Annotated in this window: 14 protein-coding genes; 8 read left to right on the top strand and 6 right to left on the bottom strand. The window is 71.0% G+C overall.

The window, feature by feature from the left end; translation table 11 throughout:
* Nucleotides 1–122: 122 nt before the first annotated feature.
* Entirely contained in the window at nt 123–1,400 is a 1,278-nt protein-coding gene (locus tag AC07DO_RS18315; protein ID WP_479060799.1) for an ATP-binding protein, read from the top strand.
* Nucleotides 1,401–1,443: 43 nt separating this feature from the next.
* On the opposite strand, the gene AC07DO_RS18310 is transcribed toward AC07DO_RS18315, so the two are convergent.
* Nucleotides 1,444–1,959, bottom strand: coding sequence for a GtrA family protein (locus tag AC07DO_RS18310; protein ID WP_479061576.1), 516 nt, complete (start codon nt 1,957–1,959; stop codon nt 1,444–1,446).
* Between the two features lie 224 nt (nt 1,960–2,183).
* Here AC07DO_RS18310 and AC07DO_RS18305 point away from each other — a divergent pair, with 224 nt between their 5' ends.
* The 3 genes from AC07DO_RS18305 to AC07DO_RS18295 are packed head-to-tail and all read left to right on the top strand — an operon-like array spanning nt 2,184 to nt 5,057.
* Nucleotides 2,184–3,338, top strand: a complete 1,155-nt coding sequence (locus AC07DO_RS18305) for a 5-(carboxyamino)imidazole ribonucleotide synthase (protein ID WP_479060798.1) — start codon at nt 2,184–2,186, stop codon at nt 3,336–3,338.
* Nucleotides 3,335–3,868, top strand: coding sequence for a 5-(carboxyamino)imidazole ribonucleotide mutase (gene purE, locus AC07DO_RS18300; RefSeq protein WP_479060796.1), 534 nt, complete (start codon nt 3,335–3,337; stop codon nt 3,866–3,868). The genes AC07DO_RS18305 and purE overlap by 4 nt, the downstream gene beginning before the upstream one ends.
* Before the next feature lie 4 nt (nt 3,869–3,872).
* Nucleotides 3,873–5,057, top strand: a complete 1,185-nt coding sequence (locus tag AC07DO_RS18295) for a dipeptidase (protein ID WP_479060794.1) — start codon at nt 3,873–3,875, stop codon at nt 5,055–5,057.
* Between the two features lie 120 nt (nt 5,058–5,177).
* Here the strand turns inward: AC07DO_RS18295 and AC07DO_RS18290 are convergent, their stop codons facing one another.
* Nucleotides 5,178–6,335, bottom strand: a complete 1,158-nt coding sequence (locus AC07DO_RS18290) for an acyl-CoA dehydrogenase (protein ID WP_479060792.1) — start codon at nt 6,333–6,335, stop codon at nt 5,178–5,180.
* A 175-nt stretch (nt 6,336–6,510) separates the two neighbouring features.
* On the opposite strand from AC07DO_RS18290, the gene AC07DO_RS18285 reads away from it, so the two are divergent.
* Both AC07DO_RS18285 and AC07DO_RS18280 read left to right on the top strand, forming a co-directional pair.
* Nucleotides 6,511–7,854, top strand: coding sequence for a UDP-glucose dehydrogenase family protein (locus AC07DO_RS18285; RefSeq protein ID WP_479060791.1), 1,344 nt, complete (start codon nt 6,511–6,513; stop codon nt 7,852–7,854).
* 43 nt (nt 7,855–7,897) lie between these two features.
* Nucleotides 7,898–8,287 carry a VOC family protein gene (locus AC07DO_RS18280; RefSeq protein WP_479060789.1) on the top strand — a complete coding sequence of 130 codons (390 nt, stop codon included), beginning with the start codon at nt 7,898–7,900 and terminating at the stop codon, nt 8,285–8,287.
* 73 nt (nt 8,288–8,360) lie between these two features.
* Here the strand turns inward: AC07DO_RS18280 and AC07DO_RS18275 are convergent, their stop codons facing one another.
* Together AC07DO_RS18275 and AC07DO_RS18270 are read right to left on the bottom strand one after the other, a co-directional pair.
* Complete coding sequence (locus tag AC07DO_RS18275; protein ID WP_479060787.1) at nt 8,361–9,521, bottom strand: dipeptidase; 1,161 nt, start codon at nt 9,519–9,521, stop codon at nt 8,361–8,363.
* A 177-nt stretch (nt 9,522–9,698) separates the two neighbouring features.
* A complete protein-coding gene (locus AC07DO_RS18270; RefSeq protein WP_479060786.1) occupies nt 9,699–11,063 on the bottom strand; it encodes an LCP family protein in 1,365 nt (454 codons plus the stop codon).
* Nucleotides 11,064–11,193: 130 nt separating this feature from the next.
* Between AC07DO_RS18270 and AC07DO_RS18265 the strand changes: the two genes are divergently transcribed.
* Nucleotides 11,194–11,742, top strand: coding sequence for an acyl-CoA thioesterase (locus AC07DO_RS18265; RefSeq protein WP_479060785.1), 549 nt, complete (start codon nt 11,194–11,196; stop codon nt 11,740–11,742).
* Nucleotides 11,743–12,186: 444 nt separating this feature from the next.
* Here the strand turns inward: AC07DO_RS18265 and AC07DO_RS18260 are convergent, their stop codons facing one another.
* Nucleotides 12,187–13,695: an LCP family protein gene (locus AC07DO_RS18260; RefSeq protein WP_479060783.1), complete on the bottom strand. Its 1,509-nt coding sequence runs from the start codon at nt 13,693–13,695 to the stop codon at nt 12,187–12,189.
* A gap of 147 nt (nt 13,696–13,842) precedes the next feature.
* On the opposite strand from AC07DO_RS18260, the gene AC07DO_RS18255 reads away from it, so the two are divergent.
* Complete coding sequence (locus AC07DO_RS18255; RefSeq protein WP_479060781.1) at nt 13,843–14,880, top strand: glycosyltransferase family 2 protein; 1,038 nt, start codon at nt 13,843–13,845, stop codon at nt 14,878–14,880.
* A gap of 78 nt (nt 14,881–14,958) precedes the next feature.
* Here AC07DO_RS18255 and AC07DO_RS18250 read toward each other — a convergent pair whose 3' ends face one another.
* Nucleotides 14,959–16,707, bottom strand: a complete 1,749-nt coding sequence (locus AC07DO_RS18250) for an LCP family protein (RefSeq protein ID WP_479060780.1) — start codon at nt 16,705–16,707, stop codon at nt 14,959–14,961.
* Nucleotides 16,708–16,735: the final 28 nt, after the last annotated feature.

Below are 16,735 nucleotides of genomic sequence, written 5' to 3'. Positions count from 1 at the left end.
TGCCTGCGGCACTATGGACGCGTCTGCCTGCGGCACTATGACGGCGGGTGCGGCTCTGGTCGTGGTTGCTCGCGCAGTTCCCCGCGCCCCTGACGGGGCGCTCGATCCGCGAGACTGAGTGCATGCGCCGTCGCCTGATCAACTCCACCCTCGCCGTCGTCCTCGTGGTCATCGCGGTGTTCGGGGTGAGCCTCGTCATCGTCGAGACGAGGACCATCAGCAGCAGCGCCCAGGAGCGCGTCGACTCCGAGGCGCTGCGGCTCGCCAGCATCGTGGACAGCCGGCTGATCAGCGAGGAGAAGATCAGCGGCGAGATCCTGCGCGACCAGGTCGCCTCCGACCGGTACGCCCGCATCGAGATCCCCGGCCGCAAGGACATCCAGATCGGCAAGCGCCCCGGTGGCCAGGTCATCAGCGCCACCCGCCCCGGCGAACAGGGCGAGAAGGTCACCGTGCAGGAGTCGAAGGCCGCGGTGACCCGCGAGGTCGGCAGGACCCTGCTCATCATCGCCGCCGTGGCGCTGCTCGCCATCGTCGCCGCCGTGCTCCTCGCGGTCCGGCAGGCCAACCGCCTCGCCTCCCCGCTCACCGACCTCGCAGAGACCGCGGAGCGCCTCGGCTCGGGCGACCCCCGCCCCCGCCACAAGCGGTACGGCGTACCGGAGCTCGACCGTGTCGCCGACGTCCTGGACGCCTCCGCCGAGCGCATCGGGCGGATGCTGACCGCCGAGCGGCGCCTGGCCGCCGACGCGTCGCACCAGCTGCGCACCCCGCTGACCGCGCTCTCCATGCGCCTGGAGGAGATCACCGTCACCGAGGAGCTGGACACGGTGAAGGAGGAGGCGACGATCGCGCTGGCGCAGGTCGAGCGGCTCACCGACGTCGTTGAGCGGCTCCTGACCAACTCCCGCGATCCGCGTACGGGCTCCGCCGTCGCCTTCGACCTGGACGAGGTCGTCAAGCAGCAGTTGGAGGAGTGGCGGCCCGCCTACCGCAGTGCGGGCCGCGCCATCGTCAGCTCGGGCAAGCGGCACCTGGAGGCGGTGGGCACGCCGGGAGCGGTGGCGCAGGTCCTCGCCGCGCTGATCGAGAACTCGCTGATGCACGGTGGCGGCACGGTCGCGCTGCGTACCCGTGTCACCGGCAATCAGGCGGTCATCGAGGTCACGGACGAGGGCCCGGGCGTCCCCGCCGATCTGGGGGCGCGCATTTTCGAGCGGACGATCAGTGGCCGCAACTCGACGGGAATCGGCCTCGCGGTGGCGCGGGATCTGGCCGAGGCGGACGGCGGCCGCCTGGAGATGCTGCAGACGCAGCCGCCGGTCTTCGGTCTCTTCCTGTCCCGTACGCCGCTGTCGAGGAGCACCGACAGCGAAGCGGACGACAAGACGATCCGCTAGGGCCTTTCCTCGGCGACCCCGCGACCCCGCGACCCCGCGACCCCTAGGGGCGGCGGGCCACGGGCTTCTCGTCCGCGGCCGTCTCCTCCAGGAACGATTCCGCATGCGCGACCGTCGTCTCGCGCACGGGCAGGGCCTTGAAGACCCAGCTGCGGTACGACCAGAAGCGGAAGAGCGTCGCGATGCCCATGCCGAGGAACTTGAAGAAGTTGGACTGGAGACGGCTGTCCCAGCCGAACCAGTACGTCGCGGCGTAGAGCACGCCGTTCTCGATCACCAGGCCCACCGCGCTGAACAGCAGGAACAGCGTGAGTTCCTTGGTGCGGCCGCTCTTGTCACGGTCCTTGTACGTGAAGTAGCGGAACCCGACGTAGTTGAACGCGATGGCGACGACCGTGGCGATCACGCTCGCGCGCACCACGTGGAGGTCGGTGACGTGCCGCACGAGGTTGAAGACACCGAAGTTGACCAGGGTTCCGACCGCCCCCACGGCTCCGAACTTGGCAACTTCACGCCCGAGCCTGTCCAGCCGCACGCGCAGTGAGCCCCGTTCCGTCATGGTGTCGCCCCAGCCCCCGTCGATTCCGTACCGGTCGTTCGTACCGGTCGTGTACGTGCCGACGGATTGGTGTTTCGGTCGTGTCGACCCAGCCATGCTAACCAGCGGCCATCGCGGGCGCTCGCGGGCGCCCGGACACTGTGGCGCCCCTGTGACAGGAGGGGCCGCGGGGCGCGGGTTCCGGCCGTTCCGCGGTGGCCGATACCGGCCGATACCCTGGGGGCGTGACGTTCCCGGTAGTCGGCATGGTCGGCGGCGGTCAGCTCGCCCGCATGACCCACGAGGCGGGCATCCCCCTCGGCCTTAAATTCAAGCTCCTCAGTGACACCCCGCAGGATTCCGCGGCGCAGGTCGTCGGCGACGTCGTCATCGGCGACTATCGCGACCTGGACACGCTGCGCGAGTTCGCGCGGGGCTGCGACGTGATCACTTTCGATCACGAACACGTACCCACCGAGCATCTACGGGCCCTGGAGGCGGACGGCATCCCCGTGCGTCCGGGGCCCGACGCGTTGGTGCACGCCCAGGACAAGGGCGTCATGCGCGCGAAGCTCACGGAGATCGGCGTGCCCTGCCCGCGCCACCGGATCGTGAAGGACCCGGCCGACGTGGCCGCCTTCGCGGCCGAGGGCGCCGAGGACGGCGGCGACGGCTTCCCCGTGATCCTGAAGACGGTGCGGGGCGGCTACGACGGAAAGGGGGTGTGGTTCGTACGTTCCGTCGAGGACGCCGAAGACCCCTTCCGGGCCGGTGTCCCGGTGCTCGCCGAGGAGAAGGTCGACTTCGTGCGGGAACTGGCGGCGAACGTCGTCCGCTCGCCGCACGGCCAGGCCGTCGCCTACCCCGTCGTCGAGTCCCAGCAGGTCGACGGCGTCTGCGACACGGTGATCGCCCCCGCGCCCGGCCTCTCCGAGGACCTCGCGGGCCAGGCACAGGAACTGGCACTGCGCATCGCCAAGCAGCTCGGCGTCGTCGGACACCTCGCCGTCGAGCTCTTCGAGACCCACGACGGCCGCATCCTCGTCAACGAACTGGCGATGCGCCCGCACAACTCCGGCCACTGGACGCAGGACGGCGCGATCACCTCGCAGTTCGCCAACCACGTCCGCGCCGTCCTCGACCTGCCGCTCGGCGACCCGCGCCCGCGCGCCAAGTGGACCGTGATGGCCAACGTGCTGGGCGGGGACTACCCCGACATGTACACCGCGTACCTGCACTGCATGGCCCGCGACCCGCAGCTCAAGATCCACATGTACGGCAAGGACGTGAAGCCCGGCCGCAAGGTCGGTCACGTGAACACCTACGGCGACGATCTGGACGAGGTCCTCGACCGCGCCCGGCACGCGGCCGGCTATCTCAGAGGAACGATCACCGAATGACTGCACCTGTTGTCGGCATCGTCATGGGCTCGGACTCCGACTGGCCGGTGATGGAGGGCGCCGCCAAGGCACTCGACGAGTTCGAGATCCCCTTCGAGGTCGACGTCGTCTCCGCGCACCGCATGCCGCACGAGATGATCGCGTACGGCGAGCAGGCGGCCGACCGCGGCCTCAAGGCGGTCATCGCCGGTGCGGGCGGCGCCGCCCACCTGCCCGGCATGCTGGCGTCGGTGACCCCGCTCCCGGTGATCGGCGTGCCCGTCCCGCTCAAGTACCTGGACGGCATGGACAGTCTCCTGTCCATCGTGCAGATGCCCGCGGGCGTCCCGGTCGCGACGGTCTCCGTGGGCGGCGCGCGCAACGCCGGCCTGCTCGCGGCCCGCATCCTCGCGGCGCACGACCCCGAACTCCTGGGCCGCATGCGGGAGTTCCAGCAGGAGCTGAACGACCAGGCGACGGAGAAGGGCAAGCGGCTCCGGGCCAAGGTCGAGGGAGCGGGTTCCGGTTTCGGCTTCGGCTCGGGAAAGTGATCGCATGACATCCCTCGACGAAGCACGCGCACTCCTCGCCGACTTCCCCGTCGTCGACGGCCACAACGACCTGCCGTGGGCCCTGCGCGAGAAGGCCGGCTACGACATCGGCAAGCTCGACATCGCGACGGACCAGCGGGGCAGCCTGCACACGGACATAGCCAGGCTGCGTGCGGGCGGCGTCGGCGCACAGTTCTGGTCGGTGTACGTCCGCACGGACCTGACCGGCGACGCGGCGGTCAGCGCCACGCTCGAACAGATCGACTGCGTCGACCAGTTGCTCACCCGCCACCCGGCGGACCTGGCCCGCGCGCTGACGGCGGCGGACATGGAGAAGGTCCGCGCCGAGGGCCGCGTCGCCTCCCTGATGGGCGCCGAGGGCGGGCACTCCATCAACAACTCCCTCGCCACGCTGCGGGCGCTGCACACGCTCGGCGTCCGCTACATGACGCTCACGCACAACGACAACATCGCGTGGGCGGACTCGGCGACGGACGAGCCCGGCGTCGGCGGTCTCTCGCCCTTCGGCCACGAGGTCGTACGCGAGATGAACCGCGTCGGCATGCTCGTGGACCTCTCCCACGTCGCGGCGACGACGATGCGGGCGGCCCTGGACACGTCGGCGGCTCCGGTGATCTTCTCGCACTCCTCGTCGCGGGCGGTCTGCGACCACCCGCGCAACATCCCGGACGACGTCCTGGAGCGGCTGCCCGCCAACGGCGGCGTGGCGATGGCGACCTTCGTCCCGAAGTTCGTCCTCCAGGCGGCGGTCGACTGGACGCAGGCGGCCGACGACAACATGCGGGCCAACGGCTTCCACCACCTGGACACCCGGCCGGAGGCGATGAAGGTCCACGAGGCCTTCGAGGCGACGAACCCGCGGCCGGTCGCCACCGCGTCGACGGTCGCCGACCACCTCGACCACATGCGCGAGGTGGCGGGCGTCGACCACATCGGCATCGGCGGCGACTACGACGGCACGGCGTTCACCCCGTCCGGCCTGGACGACGTGGCGGGCTACCCGAACCTGATCGCGGAGCTCATCGACCGCGGCTGGTCCAGGCCCGACCTCGCCAAGCTGACGTGGCAGAACGCGGTACGGGTGCTCGGCGCGGCGGAGGACGTGGCGCGGGACCTCCAGTCCCGCAGGGGCCCGTCCATCGCGACGCTGGAGCAGCTGGACGGCTGAGGGCGGGGAACTGCGCGCTCAGCCACGACGCACCCGCAGCCGCGTCTGCCTACGGCGGTTCGGCGGCGGGTGCGGCTCTGCTCTTGGTTGCTCGCGCAGTTCCCCGCGCCCCTGACGGGGCTACGGCAGGTTCCTCGCCATCACGATGCGCTGGACCTGGTTCGTGCCCTCGTAGATCTGCGTGATCTTCGCGTCGCGCATCATGCGCTCGACGGGGTAGTCGCGGGTGTAGCCGTACCCACCGAGGAGCTGCACCGCGTCCGTGGTGACCTCCATCGCCACGTCCGAGGCGAAGCACTTGGCGGCCGCACCCTGGAAGGTGAGGTCCTTGTCGCCGCGCTCGGACTTGGCCGCCGCCGCGTACGTCAGCTGACGCGCCGCCTCGATCTTCATCGCCATGTCGGCGAGCATGAACTGGACGCCCTGGAAGTCGGCGATCGGCTTGCCGAACTGCTTGCGCTCCTTGACGTACCCCTTGGCGTAGTCGAGCGCGCCCTGGGCGATGCCGAGAGCCTGGGCCGCGATGGTGATGCGGGTGTGGTCCAGGGTCTTCATGGCGGTCGCGAAGCCCGTGCCCTCCTCGCCGATCATGCGGTCGGCGGGGATGCGGACGTTGTCGAGGTAGACCTCGCGGGTGGGGGAGCCCTTGATGCCGAGCTTCTTCTCCGGGGCGCCGAAGGAGACGCCCTCGTCGCCCTTCTCGACGACGAACGCGCTGATGCCCTTGGAACGCTTCTCCGGGTCGGTGACAGCCATCACCGTGTAGTACTCGGAGACGCCCGCGTTGGTGATCCAGCGCTTCACGCCGTTGAGCACCCAGAAGTCGCCGTCGCGCACGGCCTTGGTCTTCATGCCCGCCGCGTCCGAACCGGCGTCCGGCTCGGAGAGGCAGTACGAGAACATGCCCTCGCCGCCGGCGAGCGGCGCCATGTACTTCTTCTTCAGCTCCTCGGAGCCGGAGAGGATGACCGGCAGCGAGCCGAGCTTGTTGACGGCGGGGATCAGCGAGGAGCTGGCGCACACACGCGCGACTTCCTCGATGACGATGACCGTGGCGAGGGCATCGGCGCCCGCGCCGCCGTAGCTCTCCGGGACGTGCACGGCGTGCAGGTCGCTGGCGACCAGGGCGTCGAGGGCCTCCTGCGGGAAGCGGGCCTCCTCGTCCACCGCGGCGGCGAACGGCGCGATCTTCGCCTCGGCCAGCGAACGGATCGCGTCGCGGAGCATGTCGTGCTCCTCGGACGGGCGGTACAGGTCGAAATCAGCCGATCCGGCCAAGGTCTCTCACGCTCCAAGGATGCTAATTACCGTTAAGTAACCCAAATTTTAGTGGTGCCCCCCACGCAAGGGATACGTGAGCTTCGCGACAGCGGAAATCCTGCCCGGTGAGAGGCCGGGACACGCGGGACTATGCTCGTCTGCGCACTGACGCCACAGCCCCCTGGAGCACCGCATGGCCCTCAAGATCACCGTGATCGGTACCGGCTATCTCGGCGCCACACACGCCGCGGCCATGGCCGAGCTCGGTTTCGAGGTCCTGGGTCTCGACGTGGTGCCCGAGAAGATCGAGATGCTCCAGCGGGGCGAGGTCCCCATGTACGAGCCCGGTCTCGAGGAGCTCCTGCGCAAGCACGTCGCGGGCATCGAGGGCGCCAGCGGGCGGCTGCGCTTCACGATGGACTGGGCGGAGGTCGCGGACTTCGGCGACGTCCACTTCATCTGCGTGAACACCCCGCAGAAGCACGGCGAGTACGCGTGCGACATGTCGTACGTAGACAACGCCCTGGAGTCCCTCGCCAAGCACCTCACCAAGCCCTCCCTGGTCGTCGGCAAGTCCACCGTCCCGGTGGGCAGCGCGGACCGCCTCGCCACCCGCCTCGCCGAGCTCGCCCCGGCGGGCGACGAGGTCGAGCTGGCCTGGAACCCCGAGTTCCTGCGCGAGGGCTTCGCCGTCAAGGACACGCTGCACCCCGACCGGATCGTCGTCGGCGTGCGCAGCGAGCGCGCGGAGAAGCTGCTGCGCGAGGTGTACGCGTCGCCCGTCGGCGAGGGTTCGCCGTTCGTCGTCACGGACTTCCCGACCGCGGAGCTCGTGAAGACGTCAGCGAACTCGTTCCTCGCCACGAAGATCTCCTTCATCAACGCCATGGCCGAGGTGTGCGAGGCCGCGGGCGGCGACGTCGTGAAGCTCGCCGAGGCCCTCGGCCACGACGACCGCATCGGCAAGAAGTTCCTGCGGGCCGGCATCGGCTTCGGCGGCGGCTGCCTGCCCAAGGACATCCGCGCCTTCATGGCGCGGGCCGGTGAGCTCGGCGCGGACCAGGCCCTGACCTTCCTGCGCGAGATCGACTCCATCAACATGCGGCGCCGCGGCCAGATGGTCGAGATGGCGCGCGAGGCGCTCGGCGGCGGGTCCTTCCTCGGCAAGCGGGTCGCGGTCCTCGGCGCCACGTTCAAGCCGGACTCGGACGACGTGCGCGACTCCCCGGCCCTGAACGTGGCAGGACAGATCCACCTCCAGGGCGGCCAGGTGACCGTCTACGACCCCAAGGGCATGGAGAACGCCCGCAGGCTGTTCCCCACCCTCGGGTACGCGGACACGGCCCTGGACGCCGTCCGCGGCGCCGACGTGGTCCTGCACCTCACCGAGTGGCGCGAGTTTCGCGAGCTCGACCCGGCGGAGCTCGCCGCCGCCGCGACCGCCCCGCTCATCCTGGACGGCCGCAACGCCCTGGACCCGGAGGTGTGGCGCGCCGCCGGGTGGACGTACCGGGCGATGGGCCGCCCCGCGGCTTAGAAGTGACCATGGGCGGCTCCGGGGTAACCATGGAGAGATGGACATGACGCAACCCATCGCCCGCCTGCGCAACGTCGTCCTGGACTGCCCGGACCCGCGCGCACTCGCCGAGTTCTACGCCGCCCTCATCGGCGGCACCATCGAAGAGGACGGGGACTGGATCGACCTCGTGTCGCCCGGCCGCGTGAAGGTGTCGTTCCAGAAGGTGGTGGGCCTGCGCCCGCCGGAATGGCCCCGCTCCGACGTCAACGCGCAACAGGTCCACCTGGACCTGGACGCGGGACGCACCGTCGAGGAGATCGACGCCGCCCAGGAGAAGGTGCTCGCGCTCGGCGCGACACCCCTCGACCTGGACGACGACGGAGGCAGGCGCGACTTCCGCGTGTACGCCGACCCCGCGGGTCACCCGTTCTGCCTCTGCAAGATCCCCTGACGGGCCGGACCGACCCGACGATCGGGCTACCGGACCGGCCGGGCGGCCGGGCGGCGGGACGACTGGGCGGGGCTCACCCGTCCAGTCGGTTTATCGTCGCCGTCGACGCGGACCGCCGCTCCCGCATCGCCCGCGCCGTGAAGTCCGCACCGCGCAGCGCGCGTTGGACGTTGCCCCAGGTGAGCAGCGCCAAGTCGGCCTCGGGCCAGCCGCGTTCGACGAGTTCGGCGATCAGCCGCGGATGACCCGCCGGGTCCGCCAGACCCTCCGGGTGCGCCTCGCGGGTGTCGTGCGTGCCGGAGATCCCGACGCACTCCGGCCCCGCGACCCGGCGCACGTGGTCGAGGTGGTCCGCCACCGTGCGCACCGTGGGCCCGGTCCGCCCGGTGGCGAGCGGGACGAGGACCAGGCCCTTGGCGGCGCCGACCGCCGCGAGGAGGCCGTCCGAGAGGTTCGACGGATGGTCGTACAGGGCGCGGGCCCCCGAGCGCGTGAAGACCACCGGCGCCTTGGAGACAGCGAGCACCCGCCGCGCCGTCACCTCGGAGGCGCCGGACAGGTCCGCGAGGACCCCGAGCCGGTTCATCTCCCTGACGACCTCCTCGCCGAACGGCGTCAGACCGCCCTCGCCCGCCCACGACGTCCCGCAGAGCGTGACCACGCACAGGCCCAGGCTGTGCAGCGCCCGCAGCGTGCCCAGCGAGTCGCCGAGGGCGGCGCCGCGGGCCGGGCCGATCAGGGTGGCGACGCGGCCGCAGTTGCGGGCGTCGGCGGTCTCCGAGGCGTTGCGGGCGAGCCGCAGTGCTTCGGGGTGCGTGGCGACGACGTGCTTGACGAGGTCGATCTGTTCGAGCGTCGTGCGGACGGTGCGGTCGCCGCTCGGTCCGTCGGGCACGTGCACCGACCAGAACTGCGCGCCGACCCGGCCCGCCCGCAGCCGTGGCACGTCGCCCTCGAGCCCGCTGTCGCCGGTCTCGAAGTCGTGCCGGGGCAGCTCGCGCAGCGCCCACGGCAGACCGCTGTAGCCGTCGGCGACGGGGTGGGCGGCGAGCAGGGCGCGGGCCCGGTCCGCGGGGGAGGCGCAGCGGACCGTCTCCGCGCCGGGTGCGGACGCGAGGGTGGGGTCGGGCACGGGGTCGGGCGGGACGAGGGCCTGGTCGCCGGGTGGGACGAGGGCCTGATCGAGGGCCCCCGCCTCGGCGGTGGCGCTGAATTCCTCCTGCAGGTCTGCCATGGCAGGTGCTCCGGACGTCGGCTCGGCGGGTGGCAGTTCGAATAAACCGTGGCACGGCGTGGCCACGGCTTCGCGGCGGACGGAGCGTTCGGGGTACGGGGCGGCCGCCGCGGTACGCGAAAGGGCCCCGCCGACCTGGATCGGCGGGGCCCTCTCACACGTGAGCGGTCAACGGCGTCACCGGTTGTCCGAGACCGTCACCTTCTCGTCGTTGTTGAGCTCCTTGACCAGCTGCTTGACCTTGGCCTTGTCCCAGAGGAGGTTGCCGCGCGTCTGGCCCGCGATCGGCATGTTCATCGACGTGCCGTCGCCGCCGGTCACGCCCTTCATCGCCCAGAACATGGAGGCCACGTCGAACAGGCCCATGTCCTTGTCGACGATCAGCGTGTCCAGGCCGGCGCCCATCGTCGGGTACAGCTTGAACGGGTTCATGACCGTGCCGGGCGTCGCCGCCTGGTGGGCCAGGGACGCGAGGAACTTCTGCTGGTTCTTCGTACGGTCCAGGTCGCTGGAGAAGGCGTGCCGGGTGCGGACGAAGGCCAGGGCCTCCTGGCCGTTGAGCGTCTGCTTGCCCTTCTCGAAGTCGGCGCCCGACCACTTGTCCTTGAAGGCCTTGGGGATGTCCATCTCGACGCCGCCGACCGCGTCCACGATCTTGGCGAAGCCGCCGAAGCCGATCTCGGCGTAGTGGTCGATCTTCAGGCCGGTGTTGTACTCGACGGTCCGCACGAGGAGCTCGGGGCCGTCCTCCGCGTACGCCGCGTTGAGCTTCGTCTGGCGGCCCTGGTTCGGGTAGAGCTTGCCGGACTCGGCGCCCTTGAAGGAGGGGATTGTGACGTTCGAGTCGCGGGGCAGCGAGATCATCGTGTTCCCGCCGTCGTCCGCGACGTGCAGGATCATCATCGAGTCCGTGCGCTTGCCCTCGGCGGAGCCCGTGTGGAGCTCCTTCTTCTCCTCGTCGGACATGCCCTCGCGGCTGTCGGAGCCCACGATCAGGTAGTTCGTGCCGGCGCCGCCCTCGGGCCGCTCGATGACCTTGGAGAGGTCGACCTCGCGCTTGAGCTTGGAGTCGGCCCAGAAGTACGTGATGACGGAGGTTACGACCAGCACGCTGACCAGCGTGATCGCGGTCCACTTGATCCGCTTGCGCCAGTTCGGCGCGGGGCGCGGGGCGCGGGGCGGGCGTCCGTCGCCACCCGGGCCGCCGCCGTCGGCCGCGCCGGGCCTGCCGTAGACCTGGCCGGTGTTGTAGCCGCTGTCGTAGCCCTGGCTCCGGTTCTGCGCGTACGGGTCCCGGCGTGCGGCGCGCGGCTCGAAGACCTCGTCCCGGGCGTCGCCGTACGGCTGCCCGTTGCCGCGCGGCTCGTCGTACCCGTCGTCGTACCCGGACTGCTGCGGGACCCCGCCGGGCGGCGGTCCGGCCGGACGGGAGGGCCGGCCGCGCTGGATGTGCCGCATCGCACGGGCACCCTCGGGCTGGGAGTTCCCGCTGCCGCGGCCGTATCCCCGGCCGCCACCCTGATCGTCAGGCCAATCGCTCATGTGGCCCAGTCTGCCGTCTTTGGGGCCGTGCCTTACAGGGCGGTCGGGAATTCGGGTCACGGCTGTTGCAGAGCTGATGCAAAGCGGCCGGGGGAGGGCTCGGTCATACGTCCGGCATAGGGTGGAGGGCATGACAGACCAGGCTCCCCATCCGGAATCGGATATTCCGGGTAAGCCGACCTCGGCATCCCGCACCACGCTCAGCCACATCATGACCCACAACGACACCAACCTCCTCGGTACGGTGCATGGTGGTGTGATCATGAAACTGGTGGACGACGCGGCGGGCGCCGTCGCCGGACGCCACTCCGGCGGCCCCGCGGTCACCGCGTCCATGGACGAGATGGTGTTCCTCGAGCCGGTCAGGGTCGGAGACCTGGTCCATGTGAAGGCCCAGGTGAACTGGACCGGACGCAGCTCCATGGAGGTCGGCGTCCGGGTCCTCGCCGAGCGCTGGAACGAGTCGACGCCCGCACAGCAGGTCGGCTCCGCCTACCTGGTCTTCGCCGCGGTCGACGCGGACGGCAAGCCCCGCACGGTCCCCCCGGTCGTCCCCGAGACCGACCGCGACCGCCGCCGCTACCAGGAGGCCCAGATCCGCCGCACCCACCGCCTGGCCCGCCGCCGCGCAATCAAGGAGCTGCGCGAGTCCCGCGCGGCCGAGGGCTTCGACGACTGACCCCGGCCCGACCGCGGCCGGGGAGCCCGGCCCTCGGCCCGGGAGCCGCACCCTCGGCTCGGGAGCCCCGGCCCTCGGCCCGGGAGCCGCACCCTCGGCCCGGCAGCCCCGGCCCACAGCCCGGCAGCCCCGGCCCTCGGTCAGGGAGTCCCACCCTCGGTCCGGCAGCCCCGGCCCACGGTCCGGCAGCCCCGGCCCACGGTCCGGCAGCCCCGGCCCACAGCCCGGCAGCCCCGGCCCACAGCCCGGCAGCCCCGGCCCACAGCCCGGCAGCCCCGGCCCACAGCCCGGCAGCCCCGGCCCTCGGCCCGGGAGCCGCACCCACAGCCCGGCAGCCCCGGCCCACAGCCCGGCAGCCCCACCCACAGCCCGGCAGCCCCGGCCCACGACCCGGCAGCCCCGCCCAGGACCCGGACGCCCGACCCGCCGCTTCGGCCCCCCGGCTCAGGGACAGACCACCTCGTCCCCGGTGACCGCGCCGAACTCGCCCAGTCGCACATCCTCCGCGCGCACCCGTCGTACCTCCTTGAAGTCCGTCCCCGCGATGACCTTCAAGGTCGCGCCCTGCCCCGCGACCTCGCGCATCTCGCTCCCCGGCAGGGCCGTGGCCAGGGCCTTCGCGGACCGGTCCCACCGCGGGTCGTACGCGACGACGGTCCGCGCGACGGGCCTGGCCGCGGCCCCCGGCACGTTCCCCGGCAGCTGCGAGGTCCGGAAACCGGTCTTCCGCAGCGCCGCGTCGACCCGCTTCCCGAGCCCCGGGTCGGCCGTGCCGTTGTCGACCTGGACCTGGATCTGCTGCGGTGCGACGCCGACCATGGTGGCCCTGCCCTTGCCGTGACGCACCGCCAGCGGACGGTCCTCGCGCAGCGCCTCGAACAGCTTCTCGGACTTCTGCGGTTGCCAGACGAGCGCCGAGCCGATGCCCGGGATGTTCGTCCCCTTGTCGTTCAGCGGCACGGTCGTGAACTCCGACGACGACGGCGAGAAGCCCCGCATCGCCCGCCCGAGGTCGAGGATCTCGTCCGTCCCGAAGCCGTTGTCCGCGCGGACCGCGCCGAGCAGCGTCAGTGTGACGTCGCGGAACTTGACCGGGTTCAGGAGCACGCCGCTGCCCGTCGCCTTGGCGATGAGCGCCGCGAGGAAGCGCTGCTGACGCTGCATGCGGCCGAGGTCCGACGCCCCGTCGACGTACCGGGAACGGACGTACTGCAACGCCTCGCCGCCGTTCATGAGGTGCGTGCCCTCCGCCAGGTTCAGACCGGTGTGCGAGTCCTGGAGCGGCCGCGCGGTGCAGATCTCCACGCCGCCGAGCACGTCCACCGTCTTCATGAAGCTGGTGAAGTCGACCTCCAAGTAGTGGTCGATCTTGACCTTCGTCATGTGCTCGACGGTGCGCACCGTCAGGTTCGGGCCGCCCTCCGCGTACGCCGCGTTGATCTTGTTGGGGTGCTCGTGGTGCTTCTCGCCCGTGTTCCTGTCGGTGTGCGCGGGCAGGTCGGCGTAGCTGTCCCGGGGCAGACTCACGACGCTGGCGCGGTCCCTGTCCTCCGAGATGTGCACGATCATGATCGTGTCCGTGCAGTGGCAAGGGGCGCCGCCGAGGCGGTACTTCTGCTTGTCCTCGGGGGAGAGCTTGTCGCGGCCGTCGGTGCCGACGAGCAGCACGTTCATGCCGTGGCCCGGCTCGGGCCTGTTCTTCATGTCCCGGAAGGCGTCGACCCGCTTGATGCCGGTGTCCAGACCGGTCACGACCGCGTGCCCGATGCCGGCCGCGGCGAGGACCGTCACGGAGAACCCGGTCGCCACACGCATGACCCAGCGCGGCCGTCTCCGCCGCCCTGCGGACTTCCGGGGAACCCGCTCGGCACGCATGGCCCGCTCGGCCCTCGGAGCCGGTGGACGGGGGCGGCGCGGTGGCGGGGCGGGGGAGCGGCGGGGCGGTGTGGGCACGTGCGGGGCACCTCCGCGAGACGGGCCGTGGCCCGCTTGAGGACGAGCCGGTAACCCGAGAAACGTAAGGCCATACGAAATGCGGCCCGGGGTAGCGACCCGGACGGCGCGCACCCGTGTCCCCCATTCGCGGTAACGTGACGCGTGATGAACGCGAAGTCTGAGGTGCAGCCTCCAGCCGTATCCGTGATCATGCCGGTCCTCAACGAGGAGCGGCATCTGCGCGAGGCCGTGCACGCGATCCTGCAGCAGGAGTACGCGGGCGAGATGGAGGTCGTCGTCGCGCTCGGCCCCTCCACCGACCGCACGGACGAGATCGCCGCCGAGCTAGTCCGCGAAGATCCGCGGGTGCACACGGTCCCGAACCCGACGGGGCGCACGCCCGCGGCGCTCAACGCCGCCATCAAGGCATCCCGTCACCCGATCGTGGTGCGCGTCGACGGCCACGCCGCGCTCTCGCCCGGCTACATCACGACGGCCGTCCGCCTCCTGGAGGAGACCGGCGCGATGAACGTCGGCGGCATCATGCACGCCGAGGGACAGAACGACTGGGAGCACGCGGTCGCCGCCGCCATGACGTCGAAGATCGGCGTGGGCAACGCCGCCTTCCACACCGGCGGCGACGCCCAGCAGGCCGAGACGGTCTACCTGGGTGTGTTCCGCCGCGAGGCCCTGGAGCAGCAGGGCGGGTACAACGTGGAGTTCATCCGCGCCCAGGACTGGGAGCTGAACTTCCGCATCCGCGAGGCCGGCGGCATGATCTGGTTCTCGCCCGAGCTGAAGGTCTCGTACCGCCCGCGGCCGAGCGTGAAGGCGCTCGCCAAGCAGTACAAGGACTACGGCAGGTGGCGCCACGTCGTCGCCCGCTACCACGAAGGCTCCATCAACCTCCGCTACCTCGCGCCGCCGACCGCGGTCTGCGCGATCGCCGCGGGCATCGTCGTGGGCGCGGCCCTCACGCCGTGGGGCTTCGTGATCCCCGGCGGCTACCTCGCGGCCATCGCCGCAGGGTCCGTCCCCGCGGGCAAGGGCCTGCCCCTGAAGGCACGCCTGCAGATCCCGGTGGCCCTCGCGACCATGCACATGTCGTGGGGCTGGGGCTTCCTCACCAGCCCGCGCTCGCTGGCCAAGCGGGTCATCGCCTCGCGCCGCCCTGCGGTGCTCGGGGAGACGCAGGAGGCGTAGCGAGTACGCGGTCACGCGGTCAGCCGCATGACGAGGGCCCCGGCATCGCGCCGGGGCCCTTCGCGCGTCCTGGGCCGGTTACCAGGTGAAGTTCGGGTCGACCTTCATGCACGCCTTCTTGTCGGACCCGCTGAGCGCGTCCGCGGAGTCCGGCGTCGAGTCGTCCTTCTTCTTCGCCTTGGGCGGCCCGTCGCCCTCGCGCCAGTCGGCGCCGACGACCAGCGTCACCCCCGACACGTCCGTCGACTTCTTCGCCGCGCTCAGCGGAAGACCGAGGGACTTGGCGATCCGCTGGGCGTCGCCCTCCAGGTCCGCGCTGGGGTAGCGGACGACCGTCTTCTCCTCGGCAAGCGCCGCCGTCGAGTCCGGCGTCGCCTTCTTGAACCCCTTGCCCGCAAGGAGCTGGGCCACCGTGGACGCCCGGCCACTGACCGGCGGCTCCGTGGAGCTGCGCGTGCCGTTCTGGACCTGCACCGCGATCTCGCCGTCCGCGGCGGCCGGGTCGTCCGACACCTTCTCCTTGGCCTTCTTCTTGCCCTTGCCGTCCAGTGGGACGTCGTCGCGGACCAGTCGGAACAGCTGCTCCGCGTCGTCGGGCTTGGGAACGACGCGCGCGCCGGCGTAGTCGAACGGCATGGTGGTCATCGTCGTACGGCTCGGCGTGACCTTCTTGAGCTCGTTGCCCAGGTCGTACAGACTCTTGGGGCTGCCCAGGCCGTCGTCCACCGTCAGCGCCTTCGTCGCCTTGTCGGCGAGCTTGCGCAGCTGGTTGGGGCTGGTCAGGCCCGTGTTCTCGCGGAGCTTGCGGACCAGCGCGTTCATGTACATGTGCTGGGCCTTGGCGCGGCTGATGTCGGTGCCGCCCTCGAAGCCGTAGCGGGTGCGCAGCCATTGCAGGGCCTGTTCGCCCTGGATCTCCGTGGTGCCCTTCTTCAGCTTCAGGCCCGAGCCCTTGCCCTCGCTGGTGCGCGAGTGGATGTTCTTGTCCACGCAGACCGGTACGCCGCCGATGGCGTCCGCCATGGAGACCACACCCGAGAAGTCGACCATCATGAAGTGGTCGATGTGGATGTTGGTGAGCTTCTCCCAGGTGGCGACGGTGCAGCCGGGGCCACCGCGGCCCAGCGACTCGTTCGTCATGTACTTGGGGCCGGTCTCCGGATAGACCTTGCCGTCGTCCGGGTCGGTGCACTTGGGGATCTGGAGCAGGGTGTCGCGCGGCATGCTGACGACCGACATGTTGCTGCGGTCGGCCGACAGGTGCAGCAGCATCTGCACGTCCGCGAGGGGCGGGGAACCGAAGGTGTCCTTGGCGCCGCCGAGCTTCTGGTTCGCCTTGGAGTCCCGCGCGTCCGATCCGATGAGCAGGATGTTCAGCGGGGTCTGGCCCGCGGCGTTGGGCGTGGGCTCGGGGGCCCGGTGCTCGCCGAGGTTCAGGTCGTCCGTCTCGAGGTTGTTTTTGAGGTGCTGGTAGTAGAGGTATCCGGCGCCGGCCGTGCCGAGTATCAGGACCGACAGGATCGTCGCCGACCAGCGCAGGACACGGCGCTTGCGGCGCGGCGGACGTGCCCCGCCGCGCGTGCCGCGCCGGTGTCTGGCGTTGCCCTCCGGGGGCTCGCCGCCGCCTTTCGACGACTTCGCGGAGTGAGCTCCGCCCTCACGAGAGCCGCTACGAGAGCCGCTGCGAGAGCCGCTGCGAGAGCCCTCACGAGACCCGCTACGAGACCCCTCACGAGCCCCGTCGTCGGTGTCCTCGTCCCAGCCGTGATCACTTGCGTGCGGAGCGCGTTGTCGCGCCCCCTCCTTACGCACGCTGTTCTGCCTCATCCCCAGCCCCTCCCCGCCCCATTCATGA

It is taken from the genome of Streptomyces sp. NPDC045678 (assembly GCF_056432085.1).
Note: the sequence above shows the minus strand (reverse complement) of the source record. Positions and strands in the feature narration are given on the sequence as shown.